The organism is Pedobacter sp. AK017, from assembly GCF_014200825.1.
Taxonomy (GTDB): domain Bacteria; phylum Bacteroidota; class Bacteroidia; order Sphingobacteriales; family Sphingobacteriaceae; genus Pedobacter; species Pedobacter heparinus.
In genome coordinates this window covers 107,887-127,604 of record NZ_JACHCW010000013.1, presented here as the reverse complement: position 1 = coordinate 127,604, position 19,718 = coordinate 107,887, and the positions used below count along the sequence as shown (strand labels likewise).

Genomic DNA, 19,718 nt, shown 5'->3' with positions numbered 1-19,718 from the left:
TTACTTTGCAACAGCTAAATGCTGCACCAGTTCAATCTCATTGGTCAGGTCAAGCCGCAAAGGCGTAATGGAAACAAAGCCATTTTCAACAGCCCATCTGTCAGTTCCTTCTTCTGCCGCTGCCAGTGGCGATACAGTGATCCAGTAATGCTTTCTTTGCATGGGATCTATTCCTGGCACCACCTTGCCATCATAAAGCCGGACAGATTGTTTTGTCCACCTGATCCCAATAGGCTTGGGCGGAAAGTTCACATTGTATAAACCAAGAGCAGTAGTATTCAGCAACTCTGCCAGTGCCTGTTCTACATACTTGCCCAGCCCTTCAAAATCCGGCTCGGTTTTCCCTACCGGAGTACTCAGGGCAACTCCCTTCACGCCCAGTAAAACGGCCTGTTTGGCTGCTGCCAGTGTACCGGAGTGCCACATAGAATTGCCAAGGTTTGGCCCCATATTTATACCAGACAACACCACATCGGTATCCGGATAAATGTGTAAGCCTAAGGCAGCACAGTCGGCAGGCGTACCATTTACCCGGTAAGCCTCCATACCTTCAAATGCTATAGGTGATTTTTTTATGGATAATGGCCTGGAATGGGTAATGGCATGGCCCATGGACGATTGCTCTACATCAGGAGCCACTATCCTTACTTCGCCAAACCTCAGCGCAATTTTTGCAAGTGCGGCAATTCCCGGGCTGTATATGCCGTCATCATTTGTAATCAGGATCTTCATGATAAATTATTTAGGTACATTCAAAACCTTATTAAGGTCCATATTGTTCAGTCGATATGAAAAAACCGGGTAAATTGGTAAGATTAGTACACAACCCCACTGCTGGAGAAGGTGATTATTCCAGAAAAAACATCGTTAAACTGATCGAATCCCACGGTTATCGCTGTGTTTACAGCTCCTCTAAAAACAAAATACTGAAATCCATATCACCGGAGACAGAATTTATCGTAATCGCCGGTGGTGATGGAACGATCAGAAAAACCATCATCACCCTTCTTAATAAAAAACTGAAGTACAAACGCCCCATAGCCTTACTGCCATTTGGAACAGCAAACAACATTGCCAGTTCATTAAACATCCCCTCAGACAATGCCATAAATATCCATTCCTGGGCAGAGTACAACCTTAAAAAGTTTGATGTTGGCCAGGTGGTCGGCTTAAAGAAAACAGCCTATTTTATCGAATCTTTTGGCTTTGGTATTTTTCCCAGATTGATGAAGGATCTGGAAAAAATGGACACCGCCCACATTAAAACTCCTGAACAGGAATTTAAACTTGCGCTGGAAACCCTTTTTTCCATCAGTAAAAATTACCAATCCGTTCCGTTTAAACTGGAAATTGATGGGCAGTTGATCGAAGACAAGGCCATCATGATCGAGGTCATGAACATTTCTTACCTGGGTCCGCAATTAAAAATAAGTAAAGATGCAGACTCCGAAGATGGTTTTTTTGACGTCGTCATTGTAACTGAAAAAGACAGAAAAAAAATGGAGACCTATCTCAGCAACAAAATAGGGCTCAAAGATCCGGTCTTCCCAATTAAACCTATTCGCACCAAGAGCCTCCATATCAACTGGAAGGGGAAAGACATGCATGCGGATGACCAGGTCATCAAAACCAATCACCCCATCTTAAAAATTTCCCTGATTGACAGCCTGCTCGAAATGGTTACCCCATCAAAGATTAAAGCTGCTAAAAGCTAGCCGGCCAACTTTTCCTTCCTAAAACTTATTCCAGCCTCAGAAGGAATATGCTATTTTTTAAGTAAATCGTACAATGTCATACCCAAGCATACCAAGTATATAAAAACACGAACAATAGGCTTCCTTCTAGAAAATAAAATCACCTTCTCAGAGAACGGTTATTTTATCCTGCTATTTAATAATTTTAAGTTCAACTCTCCACCTTCATCCAAACTGAACAAAGTAATGGAAGAATTTTCCTGTACAATACGGCGGTAATGCTTTAAAGGCATACCTAGCTTATGTGCAAGGTATAAACGGTTGATCCCGTTATGCCCAACAACCAGTACATTGCCTGAAGGATGTTTACGCAGCAGCTCCTGATAAAAATCATCCACACGGGCCACTACTTCTGCTGCACTCTCGCCAGTACCACCAGCCTTTGCTACTGCCGGATCTTCCATCCAGCTATCCCAAAGCCCTGCATGCTCAGCTATAAATTCTTCTTTCGTTTTGCCTTCCCAATTCCCAAAATCTACCTCTATCAAACGTGCATCTGTTTGTACAGTTTTAACTCCTGAAGCAATCTCAGCCGTATATAAAGCCCTTTTCAGGGGCGAAGCGTAAATGGCATCAAAGCTCATCCCTTTAAGTTGCTCGTACACCAGGTTGGCCTGGGACATTCCTTTTGCCGTCAGGTTTATATCTGTTCTGCCGCAATAGCGGTTTCCATCGGCATTGTATTGTGTTTCTCCATGACGGAGCAAATAAACATTAAGCATGCAGTTCTCCCTTTTTAATGTAACCTTTTTCCAGTAACAGGTTTAAAAACCTGTGGTAATTTTTATCATACACGGCAGCCAGTTCTGGCTCCGGATGCACTTCCTTATCAATGGTTGTTAAAGCAGTCACCGCATCAGCAAGCGAACTGAAATGGGTGTTCGATGCGGCCAGAATTGCCGCACCAACAGCGCCCGACACTTCCTTCATCTTATAAATGGGCAGGTTCAGGACATTGCTTCGGATTTTCAGCCATACCTCGCTGTTGCTCCCACCACCTGCAGTAAAAACAGCGCTGATCTTTTCATTGGTAAAGCCCTGTATCAATTCAAAAGAAAAGCGCTCCAGATAAGCTACACCTTCCATATTGGCGGTAAAACGCTCTGCCATAGATAAACCTTCCGGTTCAAAGCCCACCGCATCCGGAGCCACCATAGGAAAACGCTCGCCATGCTGGCGCAAAGGATAAGCAATCAGGTCTGTAGGGATCAGTTTTTCTGCAGCCTTGCCCAATGCTTCCAGGTTATCCCCAAACTCATTCGTTACCCAGTCGGCCCCCGTATTGCTTGCACCTCCCGGCATCCAGTAACCAGCAGGATGCCTGTGACTATAAATACGGCCCTCTTCATCCACAATCTGCTTTTTCGTTACCCCTTTAATAACCATGGTGGTACCAATCGTCGTGTTCCATTCACCTGGTTTCACTGCACCGGATGCAATCTGTGAGGCGCAGCCATCGGTAATACCTACCGTTACCTGTATGCTCGCAGGCAGACCCAGTGAGGCGGCAACAGCCGGATCCAAAGTACCGATCACCGTTCCCGAAGGGAACACTTCCGGCAGCCAGGATTTTTTCAAAGGCAGATGGGTATATAAATATTCAGGCCATTCGTAATCGCTTACATCATAGCCCGTTTTAAAAGCATTCGTATAGTCGGTCAGGCCCCAACGCCCGCTTAATTTCCCGGTAATGTAATCCGCCGCATGGATCCATTTAGCTATCTGCGCTGCCTTTTCCGGATAAGTATCACCAAACCAAACGATCTTGGCCAGTGCACTTGAACTGTTAAATGCCGTAAAACCCTTATTGTGGTATTTAACAGCTGCCGCAGTACATATTTTGGCCTGCTTACCCGAACGCTTGTCGCTATACATGATCGCATTGTGCAAGGGCTGGTGCTGCGCATCCAAAGGGATCACTGTACCCGAAGTAGAAGTTACGGCCATCGCCAGTACCTCCGTAAAATCGACATCAGGAACACTGGTTTTCAGCGCTTTTAAGGAGGTTACACAGGCTGCCCACCATACCTCGGGCGACTGCTCCTCCCTCGACTCTTCACTCAGGGGAAATACCTCAGCTGCACTGGCCAGCACTGTTCCAGCGGCGTCCAGTAATACTACCCTTGCCCCTTGTGTGCCTATATCTATTCCTATAAAATAAGGTGCCATATTTAACTAAATATTTCTATAAATGAAGCCCTTGTTTTTTTCCATTCTTCGTACAGCCGTGTATGCTGTTCATTTTGTTGAGGCACAGTTTCTTCCAGTACAAAAGGTTCGATTTCCGCTTTGCCCAAAGCTTTATTACAGATGTATACACCACCCACTACCGACGATTGCCTGTAACTGTTCCTGATGATTACCTTTTTTTGCAGCAGGTTTGCAATAAATTGTCGCAGCGTAGCACTTTGCACACCTCCGCCACAGGCCCATATATAATCCTGTTCATGCGTGGTTACACCACAAAGACTTTTATAATTCTCACTGATGCTGCAGGCAATGTCCCATAGGGTTGCCCATACAAAGCTGCCCCTGGTTAGCAAATGCGACACTGGCGCATCAAATATAAAGCCACCACGGGTTAGTGGTGTTTTCTCATCGGCTACCAAAGAGCCCAGCGAGGCAATACACTGAAAATGGGTAACTTCCTTAAGCTCCCTTTCAATCACATCATAACCTTCAACCGGATAAAAAATTTCTTTCAGGCGCTGATAATTCAGGCCCGTTACCCCTGCATTCGCTTCCAGGATAAAACTCCGCTCATCAGTATGTCGACTGGTCCAGGTGCGTTCCTGCTCATCAGTAATGTATTCACCTGTAATTTTAATGATCGGCGTAGTGGTACCGGAAACAATGACCACATCATTTTCCAGTGGTTTGGTACTGATGATGGCCAATTGCGTATCTGCACCACCAACAATCACTTTTGCTTCCGGGTTGATGGCCAGTGCGGTGGCCTCAGCTGGCAAAATGGTACCCAGTACAGTGCCCGACAAAGTAAGCACGGGCAGTACCGAAGGGTCTATTTCAAATACATTGCAGAGTTGTTGCGACCAGTTGTGCTTTTCTACATCATACAGCAAGGTCTCTGAAGCCTGAGAATGTTCGTAGTGCAACACACCGCTCAGCTTATACTCTACCCAGTCGCTAATGCTCAAAAAGGTAGCAAACTCGTTCCAGATTTCTGGCCTTCTGTGTTTAATCCCTACAATTTTTAAGGCCGAGAACAATGAAGTAGGGTAACGGCCGGTTAGCTGATACACCGCACTCTTGTCCTTGATCATGCTGTCCCACTCCCTGCCCCTGTGATCAATATTTGGCAGGCCAATCAGCGATTCGCCTTTTTTGCCGATCAGCACAATGCCTTCACGCTGACTTGTAGCCGTTAAAGCCATCACTTTAACACCCGGTGCCTGGCTCAATGCTTTACCTGCCAAACGCAGGATCTGTTCCCAAAGCGCATTCGGGTCAAAATACAGTGCCTCCGGATAATGTTCATCCTTATGGTTCTGCAGGTTCTCTCTTTCAATTCCCAGGATCTCTCCTGAAGTAGTTGCAACAGCTACACGTACATTTCCAGTACCAATGTCAATTACAATATATGCTTCCTGATTTGTCATGTCTGATTTAATCTGTATATCGCCCACCTAATTTACCTTTTCCTGTGCAAACCACGTCATGATCCTGTTGTTCATGATCTCGACATGGTGGTCCTCTACCTCATGCGTAGCCCCAGCAATGTGCGGCGTAGCCAGTACATTCGGCAGGTTAATGATGCGGTAATCTTTTTCATCAGGCGGCTCATGGTCAAATACATCCAGCACAGCACCTCTGATGCGCTTGTTTTCCAAGGCTTCCAGCAAGTCGTCACGTTTTACTACGCTGGCACGTGCCGTATTTACAAATATGGCATCAGGTCTCATTTTCGAGATCAGGCTTTTATCGATCATTCCTATGGTAGCCTCATTTACGGGCAGGTGGATCGAAACAATATCACTGCTGGCAAATACATCTTCCAGTGAAGTTTTGGTATACCTGGCATCAAATTTTTCCAGGTAAGGATCGTAAAATTTAATGGAACACGGAAAGTTCTCGACCATACTGGCTATGCGCTGGCCTACTGCACCAAAGCCAACCATACCGATGGTTTTACCAGCCATTTCGTTCCCTTTAAACTGCAGGTAGGAAGTGTGCGCATCCGCTGTCCAGTTCCGGTCCTTTAACCAGGCCACACCGGCATAAGTATTTCTCATCAGGTCAATTACCGTTGCCAGGAACATTTCGGCTACTGCCTGCGCATTTCTGGCCGGGGTATGAAATACCGGGATACCCATTGCCTTAGCTGTTTCCAGCGATACGTTGGAAGGGGTTCCACGACATACGCCTATAAACTGAAGGTGTGGATTAGCTGTAATAACTTTTGCGGTAACGTGATCGTGTTCTGTAATTAAGGCATCAGCTTTGGTCTCTGCCAACAACTCAATCAGTTCGTCTTCATGAAATGCACGGCCAAGATCCTTCCATGGACGATAAACCACTTCGCCCAGTTTTTCTGCTAATGTCTGTTGTCCCTGCTCATTGTAAGGGGCCGTAATCAGTATCCTCATATATGCTTATTATTATTGTTGTTAAATGCTTATTTGTGTGTATGCTTAGCTAATTTGCCGCAACAACCGCTGCAGGCTCATTGGAATGGGCGGTTTTGGCATTATCGGGCAAAGTGATAAAGCGGGTCAGGATGGCACTCAGCAGGTACAGACCGGCAAGTATCCACACCACACCTTCATTACCCAGGCTGCCAATAAAAATACCCACAATGGCCGGGCCTACAAATACAGCCAGACCGGCACCAAGGTTCAATACGGCCATGGCAGCCCCTTTATCTTTTTTAACCAGGGATGGGACCAGGGCCGACAAAGGTACATAGCCCGCCAGCAGGGCACCCCATAAAACACCACAGAACATCACCATCCAGAAACTGCTGCCAAACAATACCGGCGAATAATAGAACAGTAAAGTGGTAAGGGCACAGCCGATGCCACCAAACCACATCACCGTATTCCGCCAGCCAAAACCATCTCCTACAAACCCGAAGATCAGGTTAAAAGCGATATTAGCGGTAAATATTGTACCCCATATCTGCAGCCATTCTGTAGTAGTAAAGCCGTGCGCAGCCATATAAGTGGGCAGGAACACCGGAAATGCAAATTGCGCCGTGGTATTGATGATGCGGACAATCCCGCCCAGTAACACCTTAGGCTCCTCTTTCATGATGATGAGCCCCTTGGCCAGTTCTTCAGCTTTGGAAGAGGTATTTTTACCCGCCGAAGCTTCAAACTTGTCTTTATTTAATACCAAAGCAAAGAAAGCACCCAGCAATACCCAGAAGATAGAACTCCATAAGGTATCCAGATAACCCAGGTGCTCAATTGCCCAGCTCGAATAGTAAGCGCCAAATACGTTTAAACCGCCGGTAAAAACAAACCAGAACCATCCTACCGCAGCGCCCAGCTTTTTACCGGGACTGCGATAAGTTATCCAAACCAAAAACGAATAGGCAAATAGCGGATAGCCAAAGCCTCTTATAGCGTAAGTAATCAACATCACCCCAAAATTCAGATCGGGCAGGCCATAGCCCACAAAACCTGCAGTACCCAGAATATAAAGCAGCAAGCCCATCAGCATGGTCTTTTTTGGACCAAAACCTTCGGCCAGTACCCCGGAAAACCAGGAAGAAATGGCAATGGTTATGCCATAGACCGTAAACAGCGAGGCCGACTGCTGGATGGTCATTCCACGTCCGATCAGGTAGGGACTGAGCCAGCCCTGCTCCACGCCATCTCCCATCATAAAAATCATGATCCCTAAATAGCCCCATGCCAGCTGCTTTGGGATGCCTGCCCTGCCAAGCAGGGAATTGTCTGAGTTTAATTCTTGTTTCATTTATATTTGGTTATTTGTTTATCTGCCTTCGCGTTGTTCCGTTTTATGTATTCTGATATTTCTTTTACCAAAAGAATGAAATTAAACATAATAAAACAAAATAAAAGAGAAATAAATATTTAGAAAGCAATAATAAAACTTCAACATCAATCTGCAATACTGTTCATATTAAAGAATTGTGAATTGTTTTAGTTTACTATATTTGGAGAATTATAGGTTGTATTATAGAAATTTCGTAATATTAACAATCTATAAATAGTGTTTAAAGCCATTAATAAATGAAGAACATTACCGAGCGCCATGAATTTATTATTCAGCAGCTGAAGAAAAACGGCAAAGTAAATATTATTGAACTTATAGACCTGATGAAGGTTTCGGGCGTAACAATAAGAAAGGATTTGAAACTCCTTGAAGACAAAAACCTTCTTTTCCGCACCCGTGGCGGTGGGTCTATCAACAACCCTTATGCAACAGAACGTACCATCAATGAAAAAGAATTTATCAATTCTGAAGAAAAGCAAAAGATAGCCAAAGCAGCACTGTCCATTATCGGACAGAACGATTCGATCAGCATCGGCTCGGGGACAACCGTATTTGAACTGGCGCGCTGCTTATACCCCAGTAAACATTTAACCGTAATTACACCAGCTTTAAAAGTTGGGCTGGAGCTGAGCAACCGCCCCAATGTGGAAGTGTTACAACTGGGCGGCCTGATCAGGCCCAACTCCTCTTCCGTGGCCGGGGCACACGCCGAAAAGATCCTCGCCGAGATCTCCTGTGGTGTATTGTTCCTTGGGGTTGATGGGATAGACCTCGACTTTGGTTTTTCCATTACCAATATTGCCGAAGCTACCCTGAACCAGAAGATGATTGAAACTGCCCAGACACTGGTAATTATGGCCGACAGTACAAAGTTTGACCGCAGGGGCCTGGGTAAGATATGTGGATTTGAGCAGGTGCACTATGTGATTACCGACAGTAAGGTATCTCCGCAAACAGTAAAAATGATAGAAGACAAGGGCGTAAAAGTGATCATTGCCTGATCATATTTACCAATATCAACTGTAACAAAAAGCCCGGCAAAATTGCCGGGCTTTCTTTTATCCTAAAAACAAGACCTTTTTAATTCAGCAGTTTATTGATCCTTTTAACAATGTAATCAATATCAAAAGGCTTGCTGATGTAATCATTTGCGCCGGCAGCAATGCTCCGCTCTTTATTCTTGTCATTCGCAGACATTACAATGATCGGAATGTGCTTTGTAAATGCATCGGTTTTAAGATCTGTACAAATATCAGTACCATCTCCGTCCGGTAACATTACATCTAAAATAAATAAATCAGGCACAGAGTCTTTTAGTTTACTTTTTAGTTCATCAAATGACGAGGAAAGCTGTAGTTCATACCCTTCATCTTTCAATAAAACACCAATAATGTATCTGATATCTTCATCATCTTCAAGCACATGGATTCTTTTGATCATAATTTAAATAGCTTTACGTTTAACTAATGGTTTCATAGCAACAATTTTGCCATAAATTCTCAGGTCCCTGCTTTTATCCAGGCCACAATATCATCAATCAATACTGAAGACACATTTGCCGGGCTGTCATATTGCTGCAAAGTACCTTTTTCTGTCTGGGAACTCAACAGATGGTTAAGGTCGGGATATAACTTAAGTGTAGCATTCTTTTTCTTTCCTAAAGCAGCACTCCACAGGTTATAATCGGTTACTGAAACCTGAAAGTCGTTGCCACCCTGCGCAACAAAAATGCGTTGTTTCAACTTTTTAGCAGTTTCTGCCTGTTTGTAATTGTTCAGATCTATCCAGTAAGCGGCGGGCAATCCAAATAAAGCAGAATCGGCTTTTATAGTCCCCAGTTTTGTAATCCTGGTTACATCCAGCTTTTTGTTCACACTATCGAGCATCAGTTTTCCTGCAGCCGTTGTATCTTTTGCAAGTTCAAAAAAATACCTGTTCTGTTCAACAATAATATCTGTTAAAGACCTTGCCGGGGCAGCAGCCAGTAAAATACCGTTCAGATCAGGCGCAAGCAGGGCTATTCTGGGTGCAAGCATTCCGCCTAAGCTATGGCCAAACAGATAGAGCTGTTTTTTATTTACTTCAGGCAGGGTTCTGGCCAGGGCAATGGCAGCAAGTGCATCGTCCAAAACTTCTTCCTTAACGGTATTTGCACCTACAAAATCCATCGGATAGACCTTTGTCCTTTTCACATAGCGTATGCTGGCGATCCCTTTGGAAGCCAGGCCCAGCGCCAGATCTTTCAGGGGCTTGTTGGGGCCCATGGTTTCATCCATATCCTGGGGCCCAGAGCCATGCACCAATACCACTACCGGATAGCCACTCCCCTTTTTGGGCTCAGTTAACATACCAACCAGGCTATGACCCGGTGTTTTTACATAAATCTCTTTTTCTTTATACAAAGCAGTATCGGCGTAAACCGGTCGCGTATAAACAGCAGCAGAGCTTTTCGGTTGCAGATAAAGTCCAACTATTTTTTCTGTTTTATTAAAGGCCAGTAAAAAATTCTGTGAATCATTGGCAAACTTCACTTCAAGGATAACTGTGTAAAAATCTCCTTCTGTTTTGCTGCTTACCACCCCTGCATTTTCCATCTTACCAAATTTCTCTGAGAGTTTTGCCCACAGGTCTTTTATATTGGCTTCTGTTACCTTGGCCTGGAAAGCCGGATCAAAATAACTGTAGGCCTCGGTATATTTATCTTCCGACAATAGCTTGAACAAGTCCTGTGAACGGCCAAAAAGATTCAGGATACCCTGCGAAAATGAGGCAGTAGAAATGAAAAGCGCTAAAAACAGCAATAATATTTTCTTCATGTTATGGGTTTAGTTGTACCAAAGTTAGCATTAGCTTTAAATAAATGACTGGTCAGCCAACATATTTTAACATTTAATTTGCAGGGTTTCTAAATTTAATTACTTTTGCCCCACGCTGGTGGTTTTGAGCACCGGCAGGCCACACGGGGGATTAGCTCAGCTGGCTAGAGCGCTTGCCTGGCAGGCAAGAGGTCAGCGGTTCGACTCCGCTATTCTCCACCGCAAAAAGCTCCGGATTAACCGGAGCTTTTTTGTTTTTCAGGCATTTCTTCTTTTCCCGGTATGGGCACAGCACCGCTCAGATAAATTTAACGGGATAAGCACAAATATTTTAAGCAAATTCCTATTTTAGTACATGATACATGCCAACCTTCTTTTAATCCTTGCACTGTTTTTTGCCATGGCCCTGCTCTTTCTGCTCAGTCAGCGCTGGAAGATCTCCTACCCTATATTTTTAGTGATTGGCGGGCTCGGCATCAGTTTTATACCTGGCATGCCGGTCATCAACGTCAATCCCGATATCGTATTCCTGATCTTTTTGCCCCCGCTCTTGTTCGAGGCCGCATGGTATACTTCCTGGAATGATTTCTGGAAATGGCGGCGCTCCATCTTTTCGATGGGCTTCGGCCTGGTACTCATCACTTCCCTGGCCATAGCCTATTTTTCGGTCAGCATTATCCCGGGCTTTACCCTTGCATTTGGCTTTCTGCTGGGCGGGATCATTTCACCTCCCGATGCTGTAGCCGCCACTTCAGTATTAAAGGGTGTAAGCATGCCCAAAAGAGGCTTAACCATACTGGAAGGCGAAAGCCTGGTCAACGATGCCGCATCCCTCACCGTGTTCAGGTTTGCACTTGCAGCCATCCTTACCGGTAAGTTTGTATTGCAGGATGCCGTCACCGATTTCTTCATCCTGGCCATCATGGGTGTTGTGGTGGGCCTGGTTATTGCTCACCTCCTGTACTTTGTATTGAAATACTGGGCCAAATCATCCAATATCACTACCCCCATCACCTTAATAGCTCCCTATCTGATGTATATCGTAGCAGAAGAATTTCACTGGTCGGGCGTATTGGCTGTAGTCAGCGGTGGTTTATTCCTTTCTTTCCGTTCAGGTGATTTTCTAAATTACCATACCCGCATACAGGGCAAGGAAGTATGGGCCACTGTAGGTTTTCTGCTGAACGGCTTTGTATTTATCCTGATCGGACTGGAACTGCCGGTCATTGTGGCCGGACTGGAGGGCTATTCCATGGAAGAAGCCATTAAATATGCGCTCATCATCAGTGCCATTGTCATCATTGCCAGGATCATACTGGTCTATGCCTCGGCCTTTATTCCCCGGTTTTTAAGTCCGCGTATCCGCAAAAGAGAAAAAAGTCCGGGCCTGAAACTGCCCTTCATCATTGGCTGGGCGGGTATGCGCGGCGTAGTTTCCCTGGCTTCTGCACTGGCAATACCGCTTACCTTAAATACCGGGGCGGCATTTCCGCACCGCAACATGATCCTTTTTATCACCTTTGTAGTCATCCTGGTTACGCTGGTATTCCAGGGCCTAACCCTGCCGGTGTTCCTCAGGGTACTTAAAGTGGAGGAAATTGACGAGCACATTCCCGAAGATGAACAGCTGGAAACCATCCGCATGCAGCTGGCACAAGAATGTGTAAACTACCTTAACCAGCATTACAGCAACGAAATGAGCCAGTTTGAAACCATCGCCCGCGTTAAGGAGCAGCTGGAAAGAAGCATCAGGGCTACTGAACGCACTTTAATAGCGCAATCACAAAAAGAAGAGGTGGTATCGGTAAGAAGGCTTTACCGACAGATCATGCTGGAACTGATTGAGCTGAGAAGAAAGGGATTGAAAAAAATGAAAGCCACAAAAAAATACGACCATGAAGTACTGCGTGATATGGAAGACAACCTGGACCTGGAAGAAGCGCGCTTAAACAAGCATTAACCTATAAGCATCATGACCCAAACCCCTCAATCTGAACCAACAGACTATAAACCGGTAAGCTTTTCACAGACCGTACTTACAGAACTGATGATCCCCGCCTACTCCAATTTCGGCGGAAAAATACATGGTGGGCTCCTGCTGTCGCTAATGGACAAAGTGGCTTACGTTTGCGCGGCCAAACATGCAGGCAATTATTGTGTTACAGCTTCTATAGATACGGTCAATTTTCTGGAACCTGTAGAAGTGGGCGAACTCGTCTCACTCATGGCTTCCATTAACTATGTGGGCAACACTTCACTGGTGGTGGGCATCAGGGTAATTTCCGAAAATGTGAAAACCAACACCATCAAACATACCAATACCTGTTACTTTACCATGGTGGCCAAAGACGAGAAAAATGTAACCGTACAGGTACCTGGATTGATACTGGAGAACCATGACCAGGTAAGGCGCTTTATTGAGGCCAAAAGCCGTAAAGAAATCCGACGCAGTTACAACAAAGAACTGGAACAGGTCAGCATTCCTGAAAAAGATGAACAGTGTATGGCCTTACTGGCCGGTGAGCGCTGCAAACTGGCCTGACTTCAAAGAAATAATCGTAACTTCAGGTATGGCAAAAACGTATAAAGCCCCGGGTGTATATGTAGAAGAAATACCAGGTTTACCTCCATCGGTAGCACCGGTACCTACAGCCATCCCCATATTTATTGGTTATACCGAAAAAGCAGGAATTAGTACAGATGATCCTTTGACATCGGTGCTGATCAATGATATCCCTGTAAGCGAGGCCAAACGCATCAGCTCCTTATTGGAATACGAAAGTTATTTCGGAAAAACAACATCCGGCAGTTTAAGCCTATACCCCCACCTGCAGCTATTTTTCGCGAACGGAGGCGGCCCCTGCTATATCGTCAGCGTTGGAAATGCCCTGGAAACGATTGCTATTGACAACCTGCTTGCAGGCTTGGCAATGGCAGAAAGGTACGACGAACCCAGCCTGCTGGTCATTCCCCAGGCCGTTCTGTTGCACACTGCCGCTGAAGCATACACCGTATACCGGGCGGCATTATTACAGGCTGCCCAACTTAAGGACCGTTTTGTACTGATCGATTGTTATGGAGACGATCCCCAGACCCTGCGCAGCGCAGATGGCATTGGCCCGCTCCATTTAAAATATGGCGCAGCCTACCACCCTTATCTGAAAACTACACTCCATTCGGCTGTCCTTCCCCCATCAGCTGCCATAGCGGGTGTTTATGCGGCTACCGACCGTGACCGGGGTGTGTGGAAAGCACCGGCAAATGTAAGCCTGAACCTGGTATCCGCTCCCTCAAAACAAATCAGCAGCCGGGCACAGGATGAACTTAATGTAGATGAAGTGGCAGGAAAATCGATCAATGTGATCAGGACATTTACCGGTAAAGGCGTAGTAGTATGGGGCGCCAGGACCCTGGCAGGTAACAACAATGAATGGCGTTATATTTCTATAAGCCGCTTGTTTATCATGGTGGAAGAAAGCTGCAAAAAAGCACTCAACAATTTCGTATTTGAACCTAATGATGCCAATACCTGGACAAAGGTACGTGCTATGCTGGAAAATTATCTGTATGACTTATGGCAGCAAGGGGCTTTACAGGGCGCTAAACCTGAACATGCTTTTCATGTATCCATTGGCCTCGGCCTGAGCATGACCGCGCTGGATATCCAGGAAGGAAGGATGATTGTTCAGATTGGCATGTCCGCCATACGACCTGCAGAGTTCATACTGTTCAGGATCAGTCTGGCTGTGCGCTGAGAAGCTCCGGCAGTACCCATTTTAGCGGAAAGCTCCCGGTAATCGTCCAGCATCTTTTCCCTTATGGGCCCCTGTAGTATATTTTTCAGCGTAACCGTAATGTTGCCGGTATTGCAATCGTTCTGGATCAGCTCGGTAACCACAGCCCTGTCCATAATTAAATTAACCAGCGATATGAACCTGATTTTGACCAGTGCACGGGCAATAGCTATAGAAATTGCACCGCCGCGGTACACCACCACCTGCGGTACATGGAACAAGGCCGTTTCCAGGGTTGCTGTTCCCGAAGCCACAATTGCAGCCTTAGCTACCTGCAGCAGGTTATAGGTCTGCGAAAAAACAAGGGTTACATTCTCCGTTTTTATAAACTGCCGGTAATATGCTTCGTCAAAACTGGGTGCTGCCGCCACCACAAAGTGATGATCAGGAAATTGTGCCGTTACACTCAGCATATCCGGTAGCAGGCGTTCAATCTCCTGCCGGCGGCTGCCGGGCAATAAGGCGATCAGCTCTTTTTCCAGTCCGTATTTTTTCCGGAATTCGGGATCAGGTGTAAACTGGGCAATTTCATCCAGTAAAGGATTGCCCACATAATCAACCTCCATGCCCCATTCCCGGTAAAAATCAACTTCAAAAGGCAAAATGCAAAACATTTTATCTACTACCTTTTTGATCTTAAGTACCCTTTTCTGGTTCCAGGCCCATACTTTTGGCGAAATGTAATAACAGACCATCATGCCATTTGCTTTGGCAAATTCAGCTATTTTGAGGTTAAAGCCAGGAAAATCGATCAGGATCAGTACATCCGGCCGATAGGCCATTACTGCAGCTTTGCAGGCCTTAATGTTTTTAAAAATGGTCCTCAGGTTCAGCAGCACTTCGGTAAAGCCCATAAAGGCCATCTCCGAGTAATGTTTATCGAGTACACCACCTACGGCCTTCATTTTATTGCCGCCATAATACCTGAATTCGGCAGCCCCGTCTTCTGCCTTTAAGGCTTTCATTAAATTGGCCCCGTGCAGGTCACCGGAAGCTTCGCCAGCTATTAAATAATACCTCATTTACCGGTTTATTTTATAAAAAAAGAAAGCAAAAGCCCATAAAAAGGTGGCACTGATGATGCCCCGGCCAATGTTCTCCTTGTTCAGTTTAAAAAAATAATGCATCAGTAAGGCATTTGCAGCAATGCAGCCAATCAGCAGCAGATCGGCCTTGGCTAAAAATGCGAATCTGTGCATCATGTACCATACAATGGACAGCAGGATACCCGGAATAAGCAGTCCGATACCCAGGCCTGTAAATACAGAGTTCTTAAGACGTTTCAGCTGTTCCTGCATCTCCTTTTTAACCTAATGATAATCCATCGGGTGCAGGGGTTCTGCCTGCAGCCTTTGTTTCTGGCTTAGCATCCACTGCATCAAAATCCCAGGTGTTCAATACCGGGATGGCATGGTGTGCAGTAAGGTCGAACTGTACCGGCACTACCGATACAAAACCATGCTCCAAAGCCCATACATCGGTATCCTCACCTTTATCATAGTTCTGAAAAACACCTGTTAGCCAATAATATGGACGTTCGTACGGGTCTTTACGCTCATCAAACTCTTCAGCCCATTTCGCATTGGCCTGCCGGCAGATCTTTATGCCCTTCAAGCCATCCCCTTTTGGGAAATTTACGTTCAGCAGCGTTGCAGCAGGCAGTCCATGCGCCAGCACCTGTTCTGCGATGACCTTAATGTATTTTTTGCAATGGCTGAAATCGGCCTGCTGAGAAAAATCATCCAGGGAAAACCCGATAGAAGGAATATTTTCTATAGCCCCTTCTACGGCGGCCGACATGGTGCCTGAGTAAATCACATTAATGGAATTGTTTAAACCGTGGTTAATTCCCGAAACGCAAAGATCGGGCTTTTTACCCTTAAAGATCTTGTTAACGGCCAGCTTCACGCAATCTACCGGGGTACCCGAACATTTGTACATCTCTACACCGGGATACAAATCTACTGCATCAAAACGCAATGGTTTACCGATCGTAATGGCATGGCCCATGCCAGACTGAGGCCCATCAGGCGCCACAACCACCACATTGCCCAGTTCTGTCATTACATCTATCAGGTTTTTAATTCCCGGAGCGGTAATGCCATCATCGTTCACTACTAAAATATTGGGTCTCGAATTTTGCTTTTTCATCGTTTAAAATTAATCATTTTTACCCTGTGATCCGGAAAATCAATAAGGTTTTATACTGATTTGCTTAGGTTAAAGGGCCCGGCAATGTGTTAAAATCACCTGTTTTAATACACAAAAACCCTTATAACCTTTGTAGCAGCAAAAGTACAAGAATTAGGGCATAAAAATTCAGTAATCAGCTTATATTTGACCGTAACTTATTAAAGCTGGATCTGTCTAAATTAAACAGCCAGCTTCACAACCGTATTAAAACTTATATTTAATGAAACACAAATTATTATTGCTTGTCTGTTTGCTGATAACAGGTACAAGCCTGATGGCGCAGTCCACTTATCAATGGAAAACAGCCTCTGCCGGTGGTTACACTTATAAATACGTAACCAACGACCCTACAAAATCCCGTTTCTATACTTTAAAAAATGAATTTACGGTTGTTTTATCACCAAACCCCAAAGAGCCGATCATTGAATTCCGCCTGGCCGTAAGGGCCGGCAGCAATACCGATCCGCGTACAGCCACCGGCCTGGCCCATTACCTGGAACACCTGCTGTTTAAAGGCACCGATAAATTTGGCACAATGGACTTTGTCAAAGAAAAACCCCTGCTGGACAAGATCGATGCTTTGTACGAACAGTACCACGAAACCACAGATCCGGCAAAACGCAAGGAAATCTATGCCCAGATCGATAAAACATCAGGAGAAGCCTCTAACTACGCTATCGCCAACGAATACGATAAAATGATGAAGGCCATTGGCGGCCAGAGCACCAATGCCCATACCTGGTACGAAGAAACCGTTTACAATGAAGATTTTCCTTCAAATGCGACCGATCAGTTCCTGGCCCTGCAGGCAGAACGCTTCCGCAATCCCATTTTCCGTATTTTCCATACGGAACTGGAAGCAGTATATGAAGAAAAAAACCGGGGGCTCGACAATGATGGCTGGAAAGTAAACGAACAAACCGGAGCCCTGCTGTTCCCAACACATAATTACGGACAGCAAACCACCATCGGTACTGTTGAGCACCTGAAGAATCCCTCCTTACTGGAAATCAGAAAATATTACAACAAATATTACGTACCCAACAATATGGTCATTGCACTTGCCGGCGACCTTAACCCCGACGAGATGATCAAAAAAGTAGATAAGGCCTTTGCTTATATGAAAGCCAAACCATTTGAGCTGTACAATCCGGCACCTGAAAAACCACTTACGCAGGTGCAAAAAATAGACATTTATGGGCCAAGCGCCGAAAGTGTAAGGATGTCGTACAGGGGTTATGCACAAAATACTACCCAAAGCATGCTGCTCGACCTGATCTCGAGCATCCTATCTAATGGAAAGGCGGGACTGCTCGACATCAACTTAAACAAACAGCAAAAAGTCTTGAGCTCAAGCGCAGGTTACCAGCAGATGAAAGATTATGGCATTTTCACACTTATTGCACAACCTAAACAAGGCCAGAGCCTGGAAGAAGCCCAAAAGTTATTGCTGCAACAATTGGACATCCTTAAAAAGGGAGATTTTGATGAAAGCCTGATCAAAGCTACGGTAGCCAACAGTAAACTGGGCTTACTGGAAGCTTTTGACAAGAACAGTTTCCGGGTAGAATCTGTAACCAATGAATTTATCCTGAACCGTGCCGAAAACTGGGACAAATCTTTAAATGCCCTGGATGCCATGGCTAAAATAACCAAAAAGCAGGTGATAGATTTTGCCAACCAGTTTTTTAAAGACAACTATGTAATAGCCTTTAAGCACAAAGGCGAAGACAAGAGTATACAGAAGGTAGAAAAACCGGTCATCACACCAGTAAACACCAATGCCGGCGAGACTTCTGAATTCACTAAAAACCTGCTGGCCATGCAGGTAAAACCCATTGCACCTAAATTTTTAGATTATAAAAAAGACCTGAACTTTGGAAAGGCCGGCATTGCCGATGTAATTGCCGTACAAAACAAGGACAACAGTATTTTTAACCTGACCTACCGTTTTGATATTGGTGCCTGGAACTACAGGCTACAACCTTATGCAGCCTCGTACCTTGCTTTTTTAAGTACCGACAAATACACCGCAGAAGAGATCAGCAAACAGTTTTATAACATCGCCTGCAGTTATTCCTTTAATGTGAGCAATGAGGTGGCCAGTATCAACATCAGCGGTCTGCAGGAAAATTTTGATCAGGCCGTAAGCCTGGTTGAACATATTTTTGCCAACTGCAAACCCAATGAGCAGGCCCTGACAGAACTGAAAAGCCGCATCTTAAAATCAAGGGAAAACAACAAGCTCAATAAAGCCTCTATTTTAAGTGGCCTAACCACTTATGCCCAGTATGGCGCCAGCAATCCGTTCAACTATACCCTAAGCAACGAAGAAATAAAGAACATAACTTCAGATCAGCTGGTCTATATATTGCACAACATCAACAACTACAAGCATACCATTACATATTACGGGCCACAAACACTGGCTGCTTTTACTGCTAGCATCAGTAAACTACACAATTTACCCAAAGAATTTACACCCGAAGCCCCTGCTAAAAAATTCAGCTATGCGGCCGAAAATGGCAACCAGGTATATTTTGCCGATTATGACATGGTGCAGTCGGAAATCCGCTGGGTACGCAACGGCGGGCCTTATAACCAGGCATGGGCACCAAAAATAAACTTATTTAACAGCTATTTTGGCGGCGGTATGGGTTCTGTGGTATTCCAGACCATCCGTGAATCAAAAGCCCTGGCCTACTCTACTTTTGCTGTATTTTCTTCACCGGATAAAAAAGAGAAAAATTATACCATGGTGGCTTATGTGGGCAGCCAGGCCGACAAAATGAATGATGCCGTTAAAGGCATGAACGAACTACTGAATACCTTACCACGAACAGACAAGGCTTTTGATGCTTCAAGATACAATGCGCTGAATGCCATTGAAACCAGCCGGATTACCAAAAACGACATTATTGGCGCTTACTTTTCCGATAAGAAACTGGGCTTTGACCATGATTCGAGAATGGATGTATACCAGGGTTTAAAACCCCTTACATTTGGGGACATAAAAACCTTTCATGAAAACAATGTAGCCAACAAGGCCTATAATTATTGCATTGTTGCTTCAGAGAAGAACGTAAAGATGGAAGACCTGCAGAAATTTGGCACTGTGACCAAGCTGAGCCTGGAACAGATATTTGGTTATTAAACCAGGTATTGAAAAACAAAAA

The 19,718-nt window shown here is 45.1% G+C and carries 17 protein-coding genes and 1 tRNA gene; 7 read left to right on the top strand and 11 right to left on the bottom strand.

Features of this window, described 5'->3' with window-relative positions; translation table 11 throughout:
• On the bottom strand, window positions 1-732 hold the full coding sequence (gene surE, locus HDC92_RS18370) for a 5'/3'-nucleotidase SurE (protein ID WP_015809300.1): 732 nt from the start codon (window positions 730-732) through the stop codon (window positions 1-3).
• A 74-nt stretch (window positions 733-806) separates the two neighbouring features.
• Here surE (HDC92_RS18370) and HDC92_RS18365 point away from each other — a divergent pair, with 74 nt between their 5' ends.
• Window positions 807-1,715, top strand: coding sequence for a diacylglycerol/lipid kinase family protein (locus tag HDC92_RS18365; RefSeq protein ID WP_255484586.1), 909 nt, complete (start codon window positions 807-809; stop codon window positions 1,713-1,715).
• A gap of 158 nt (window positions 1,716-1,873) precedes the next feature.
• On the opposite strand, the gene HDC92_RS18360 is transcribed toward HDC92_RS18365, so the two are convergent.
• The 5 genes from HDC92_RS18360 to HDC92_RS18340 are packed head-to-tail and all read right to left on the bottom strand — an operon-like array spanning window position 1,874 to window position 7,697.
• The gene (locus HDC92_RS18360; protein ID WP_183876585.1) at window positions 1,874-2,476 is read right to left on the bottom strand and encodes a histidine phosphatase family protein; all 603 of its coding nucleotides are present in this window, start codon (window positions 2,474-2,476) and stop codon (window positions 1,874-1,876) included.
• Window positions 2,469-3,923, bottom strand: a complete 1,455-nt coding sequence (locus HDC92_RS18355) for an FGGY-family carbohydrate kinase (RefSeq protein ID WP_183876584.1) — start codon at window positions 3,921-3,923, stop codon at window positions 2,469-2,471. Before HDC92_RS18355 ends, HDC92_RS18360 begins: the two co-directional genes overlap by 8 nt.
• Window positions 3,924-3,925: 2 nt before the next feature.
• A complete protein-coding gene (locus HDC92_RS18350; protein ID WP_183876583.1) occupies window positions 3,926-5,374 on the bottom strand; it encodes an FGGY-family carbohydrate kinase in 1,449 nt (482 codons plus the stop codon).
• A gap of 27 nt (window positions 5,375-5,401) precedes the next feature.
• On the bottom strand, window positions 5,402-6,361 hold the full coding sequence (locus HDC92_RS18345) for a 2-hydroxyacid dehydrogenase (RefSeq protein WP_183876582.1): 960 nt from the start codon (window positions 6,359-6,361) through the stop codon (window positions 5,402-5,404).
• A 49-nt stretch (window positions 6,362-6,410) separates the two neighbouring features.
• Window positions 6,411-7,697, bottom strand: a complete 1,287-nt coding sequence (locus HDC92_RS18340) for an MFS transporter (protein WP_015809306.1) — start codon at window positions 7,695-7,697, stop codon at window positions 6,411-6,413.
• Between the two features lie 278 nt (window positions 7,698-7,975).
• Between HDC92_RS18340 and HDC92_RS18335 the strand changes: the two genes are divergently transcribed.
• Window positions 7,976-8,740, top strand: coding sequence for a DeoR/GlpR family DNA-binding transcription regulator (locus tag HDC92_RS18335; protein WP_015809307.1), 765 nt, complete (start codon window positions 7,976-7,978; stop codon window positions 8,738-8,740).
• 79 nt (window positions 8,741-8,819) lie between these two features.
• On the opposite strand, the gene HDC92_RS18330 is transcribed toward HDC92_RS18335, so the two are convergent.
• Window positions 8,820-9,179: a response regulator transcription factor gene (locus tag HDC92_RS18330; protein WP_015809308.1), complete on the bottom strand. Its 360-nt coding sequence runs from the start codon at window positions 9,177-9,179 to the stop codon at window positions 8,820-8,822.
• Between the two features lie 59 nt (window positions 9,180-9,238).
• Window positions 9,239-10,555, bottom strand: a complete 1,317-nt coding sequence (locus HDC92_RS18325; protein ID WP_183876581.1) for an alpha/beta fold hydrolase — start codon at window positions 10,553-10,555, stop codon at window positions 9,239-9,241.
• A gap of 145 nt (window positions 10,556-10,700) precedes the next feature.
• On the opposite strand from HDC92_RS18325, the gene HDC92_RS18320 reads away from it, so the two are divergent.
• The 4 genes from HDC92_RS18320 to HDC92_RS18305 all read left to right on the top strand — a co-directional run bounded on the left by HDC92_RS18320 (window position 10,701) and on the right by HDC92_RS18305 (window position 14,310).
• Window positions 10,701-10,774 (top strand) — tRNA-Ala (locus tag HDC92_RS18320).
• Window positions 10,775-10,910: 136 nt separating this feature from the next.
• A complete protein-coding gene (locus tag HDC92_RS18315; protein ID WP_183876580.1) occupies window positions 10,911-12,515 on the top strand; it encodes a Na+/H+ antiporter in 1,605 nt (534 codons plus the stop codon).
• A gap of 12 nt (window positions 12,516-12,527) precedes the next feature.
• Entirely contained in the window at window positions 12,528-13,097 is a 570-nt protein-coding gene (locus HDC92_RS18310) for an acyl-CoA thioesterase (protein WP_183876579.1), read from the top strand.
• A complete protein-coding gene (locus HDC92_RS18305; protein WP_255484585.1) occupies window positions 13,048-14,310 on the top strand; it encodes a phage tail sheath family protein in 1,263 nt (420 codons plus the stop codon). The genes HDC92_RS18310 and HDC92_RS18305 overlap by 50 nt, the downstream gene beginning before the upstream one ends.
• On the opposite strand, the gene lpxB is transcribed toward HDC92_RS18305, so the two are convergent.
• From lpxB to surE (HDC92_RS18290), 3 genes are read right to left on the bottom strand one after another with little or no spacing between them, the layout of a single operon-like run.
• Window positions 14,241-15,371: a lipid-A-disaccharide synthase gene (gene lpxB / locus HDC92_RS18300; protein ID WP_183876578.1), complete on the bottom strand. Its 1,131-nt coding sequence runs from the start codon at window positions 15,369-15,371 to the stop codon at window positions 14,241-14,243. The genes HDC92_RS18305 and lpxB overlap by 70 nt on opposite strands.
• Window positions 15,372-15,647: a hypothetical protein gene (locus HDC92_RS18295; protein WP_015809314.1), complete on the bottom strand. Its 276-nt coding sequence runs from the start codon at window positions 15,645-15,647 to the stop codon at window positions 15,372-15,374.
• Window positions 15,648-15,654: 7 nt separating this feature from the next.
• A complete protein-coding gene (surE, locus tag HDC92_RS18290) occupies window positions 15,655-16,500 on the bottom strand; it encodes a 5'/3'-nucleotidase SurE (RefSeq protein ID WP_036674772.1) in 846 nt (281 codons plus the stop codon).
• Between the two features lie 262 nt (window positions 16,501-16,762).
• Here surE (HDC92_RS18290) and HDC92_RS18285 point away from each other — a divergent pair, with 262 nt between their 5' ends.
• Window positions 16,763-19,696: a M16 family metallopeptidase gene (locus HDC92_RS18285; protein WP_183876577.1), complete on the top strand. Its 2,934-nt coding sequence runs from the start codon at window positions 16,763-16,765 to the stop codon at window positions 19,694-19,696.
• Window positions 19,697-19,718: the final 22 nt, after the last annotated feature.

Excerpts from the sequence above, each read along its gene's own strand:
- HDC92_RS18285 (WP_183876577.1), top strand. The coding sequence starts at position 16,763 with ATGAAACACAAATTATTATTGCTTGTCTGTTTGCTGATAACAGGTACA.
- HDC92_RS18350 (WP_183876583.1), bottom strand. The coding sequence starts at position 5,374 with ATGACAAATCAGGAAGCATATATTGTAATTGACATTGGTACTGGAAAT.
- surE (WP_036674772.1), bottom strand. The coding sequence starts at position 16,500 with ATGAAAAAGCAAAATTCGAGACCCAATATTTTAGTAGTGAACGATGAT.
- HDC92_RS18310 (WP_183876579.1), top strand. The coding sequence starts at position 12,528 with ATGACCCAAACCCCTCAATCTGAACCAACAGACTATAAACCGGTAAGC.
- HDC92_RS18305 (WP_255484585.1), top strand. The coding sequence starts at position 13,048 with ATGAACAGTGTATGGCCTTACTGGCCGGTGAGCGCTGCAAACTGGCCT.
- HDC92_RS18325 (WP_183876581.1), bottom strand. The coding sequence starts at position 10,555 with ATGAAGAAAATATTATTGCTGTTTTTAGCGCTTTTCATTTCTACTGCC.
- HDC92_RS18345 (WP_183876582.1), bottom strand. The coding sequence starts at position 6,361 with ATGAGGATACTGATTACGGCCCCTTACAATGAGCAGGGACAACAGACA.
- HDC92_RS18295 (WP_015809314.1), bottom strand. The coding sequence starts at position 15,647 with ATGCAGGAACAGCTGAAACGTCTTAAGAACTCTGTATTTACAGGCCTG.
- HDC92_RS18335 (WP_015809307.1), top strand. The coding sequence starts at position 7,976 with ATGAAGAACATTACCGAGCGCCATGAATTTATTATTCAGCAGCTGAAG.
- HDC92_RS18330 (WP_015809308.1), bottom strand. The coding sequence starts at position 9,179 with ATGATCAAAAGAATCCATGTGCTTGAAGATGATGAAGATATCAGATAC.
- surE (WP_015809300.1), bottom strand. The coding sequence starts at position 732 with ATGAAGATCCTGATTACAAATGATGACGGCATATACAGCCCGGGAATT.
- HDC92_RS18360 (WP_183876585.1), bottom strand. The coding sequence starts at position 2,476 with ATGCTTAATGTTTATTTGCTCCGTCATGGAGAAACACAATACAATGCC.
- lpxB (WP_183876578.1), bottom strand. The coding sequence starts at position 15,371 with ATGAGGTATTATTTAATAGCTGGCGAAGCTTCCGGTGACCTGCACGGG.
- HDC92_RS18355 (WP_183876584.1), bottom strand. The coding sequence starts at position 3,923 with ATGGCACCTTATTTTATAGGAATAGATATAGGCACACAAGGGGCAAGG.
- HDC92_RS18315 (WP_183876580.1), top strand. The coding sequence starts at position 10,911 with ATGATACATGCCAACCTTCTTTTAATCCTTGCACTGTTTTTTGCCATG.
- HDC92_RS18340 (WP_015809306.1), bottom strand. The coding sequence starts at position 7,697 with ATGAAACAAGAATTAAACTCAGACAATTCCCTGCTTGGCAGGGCAGGC.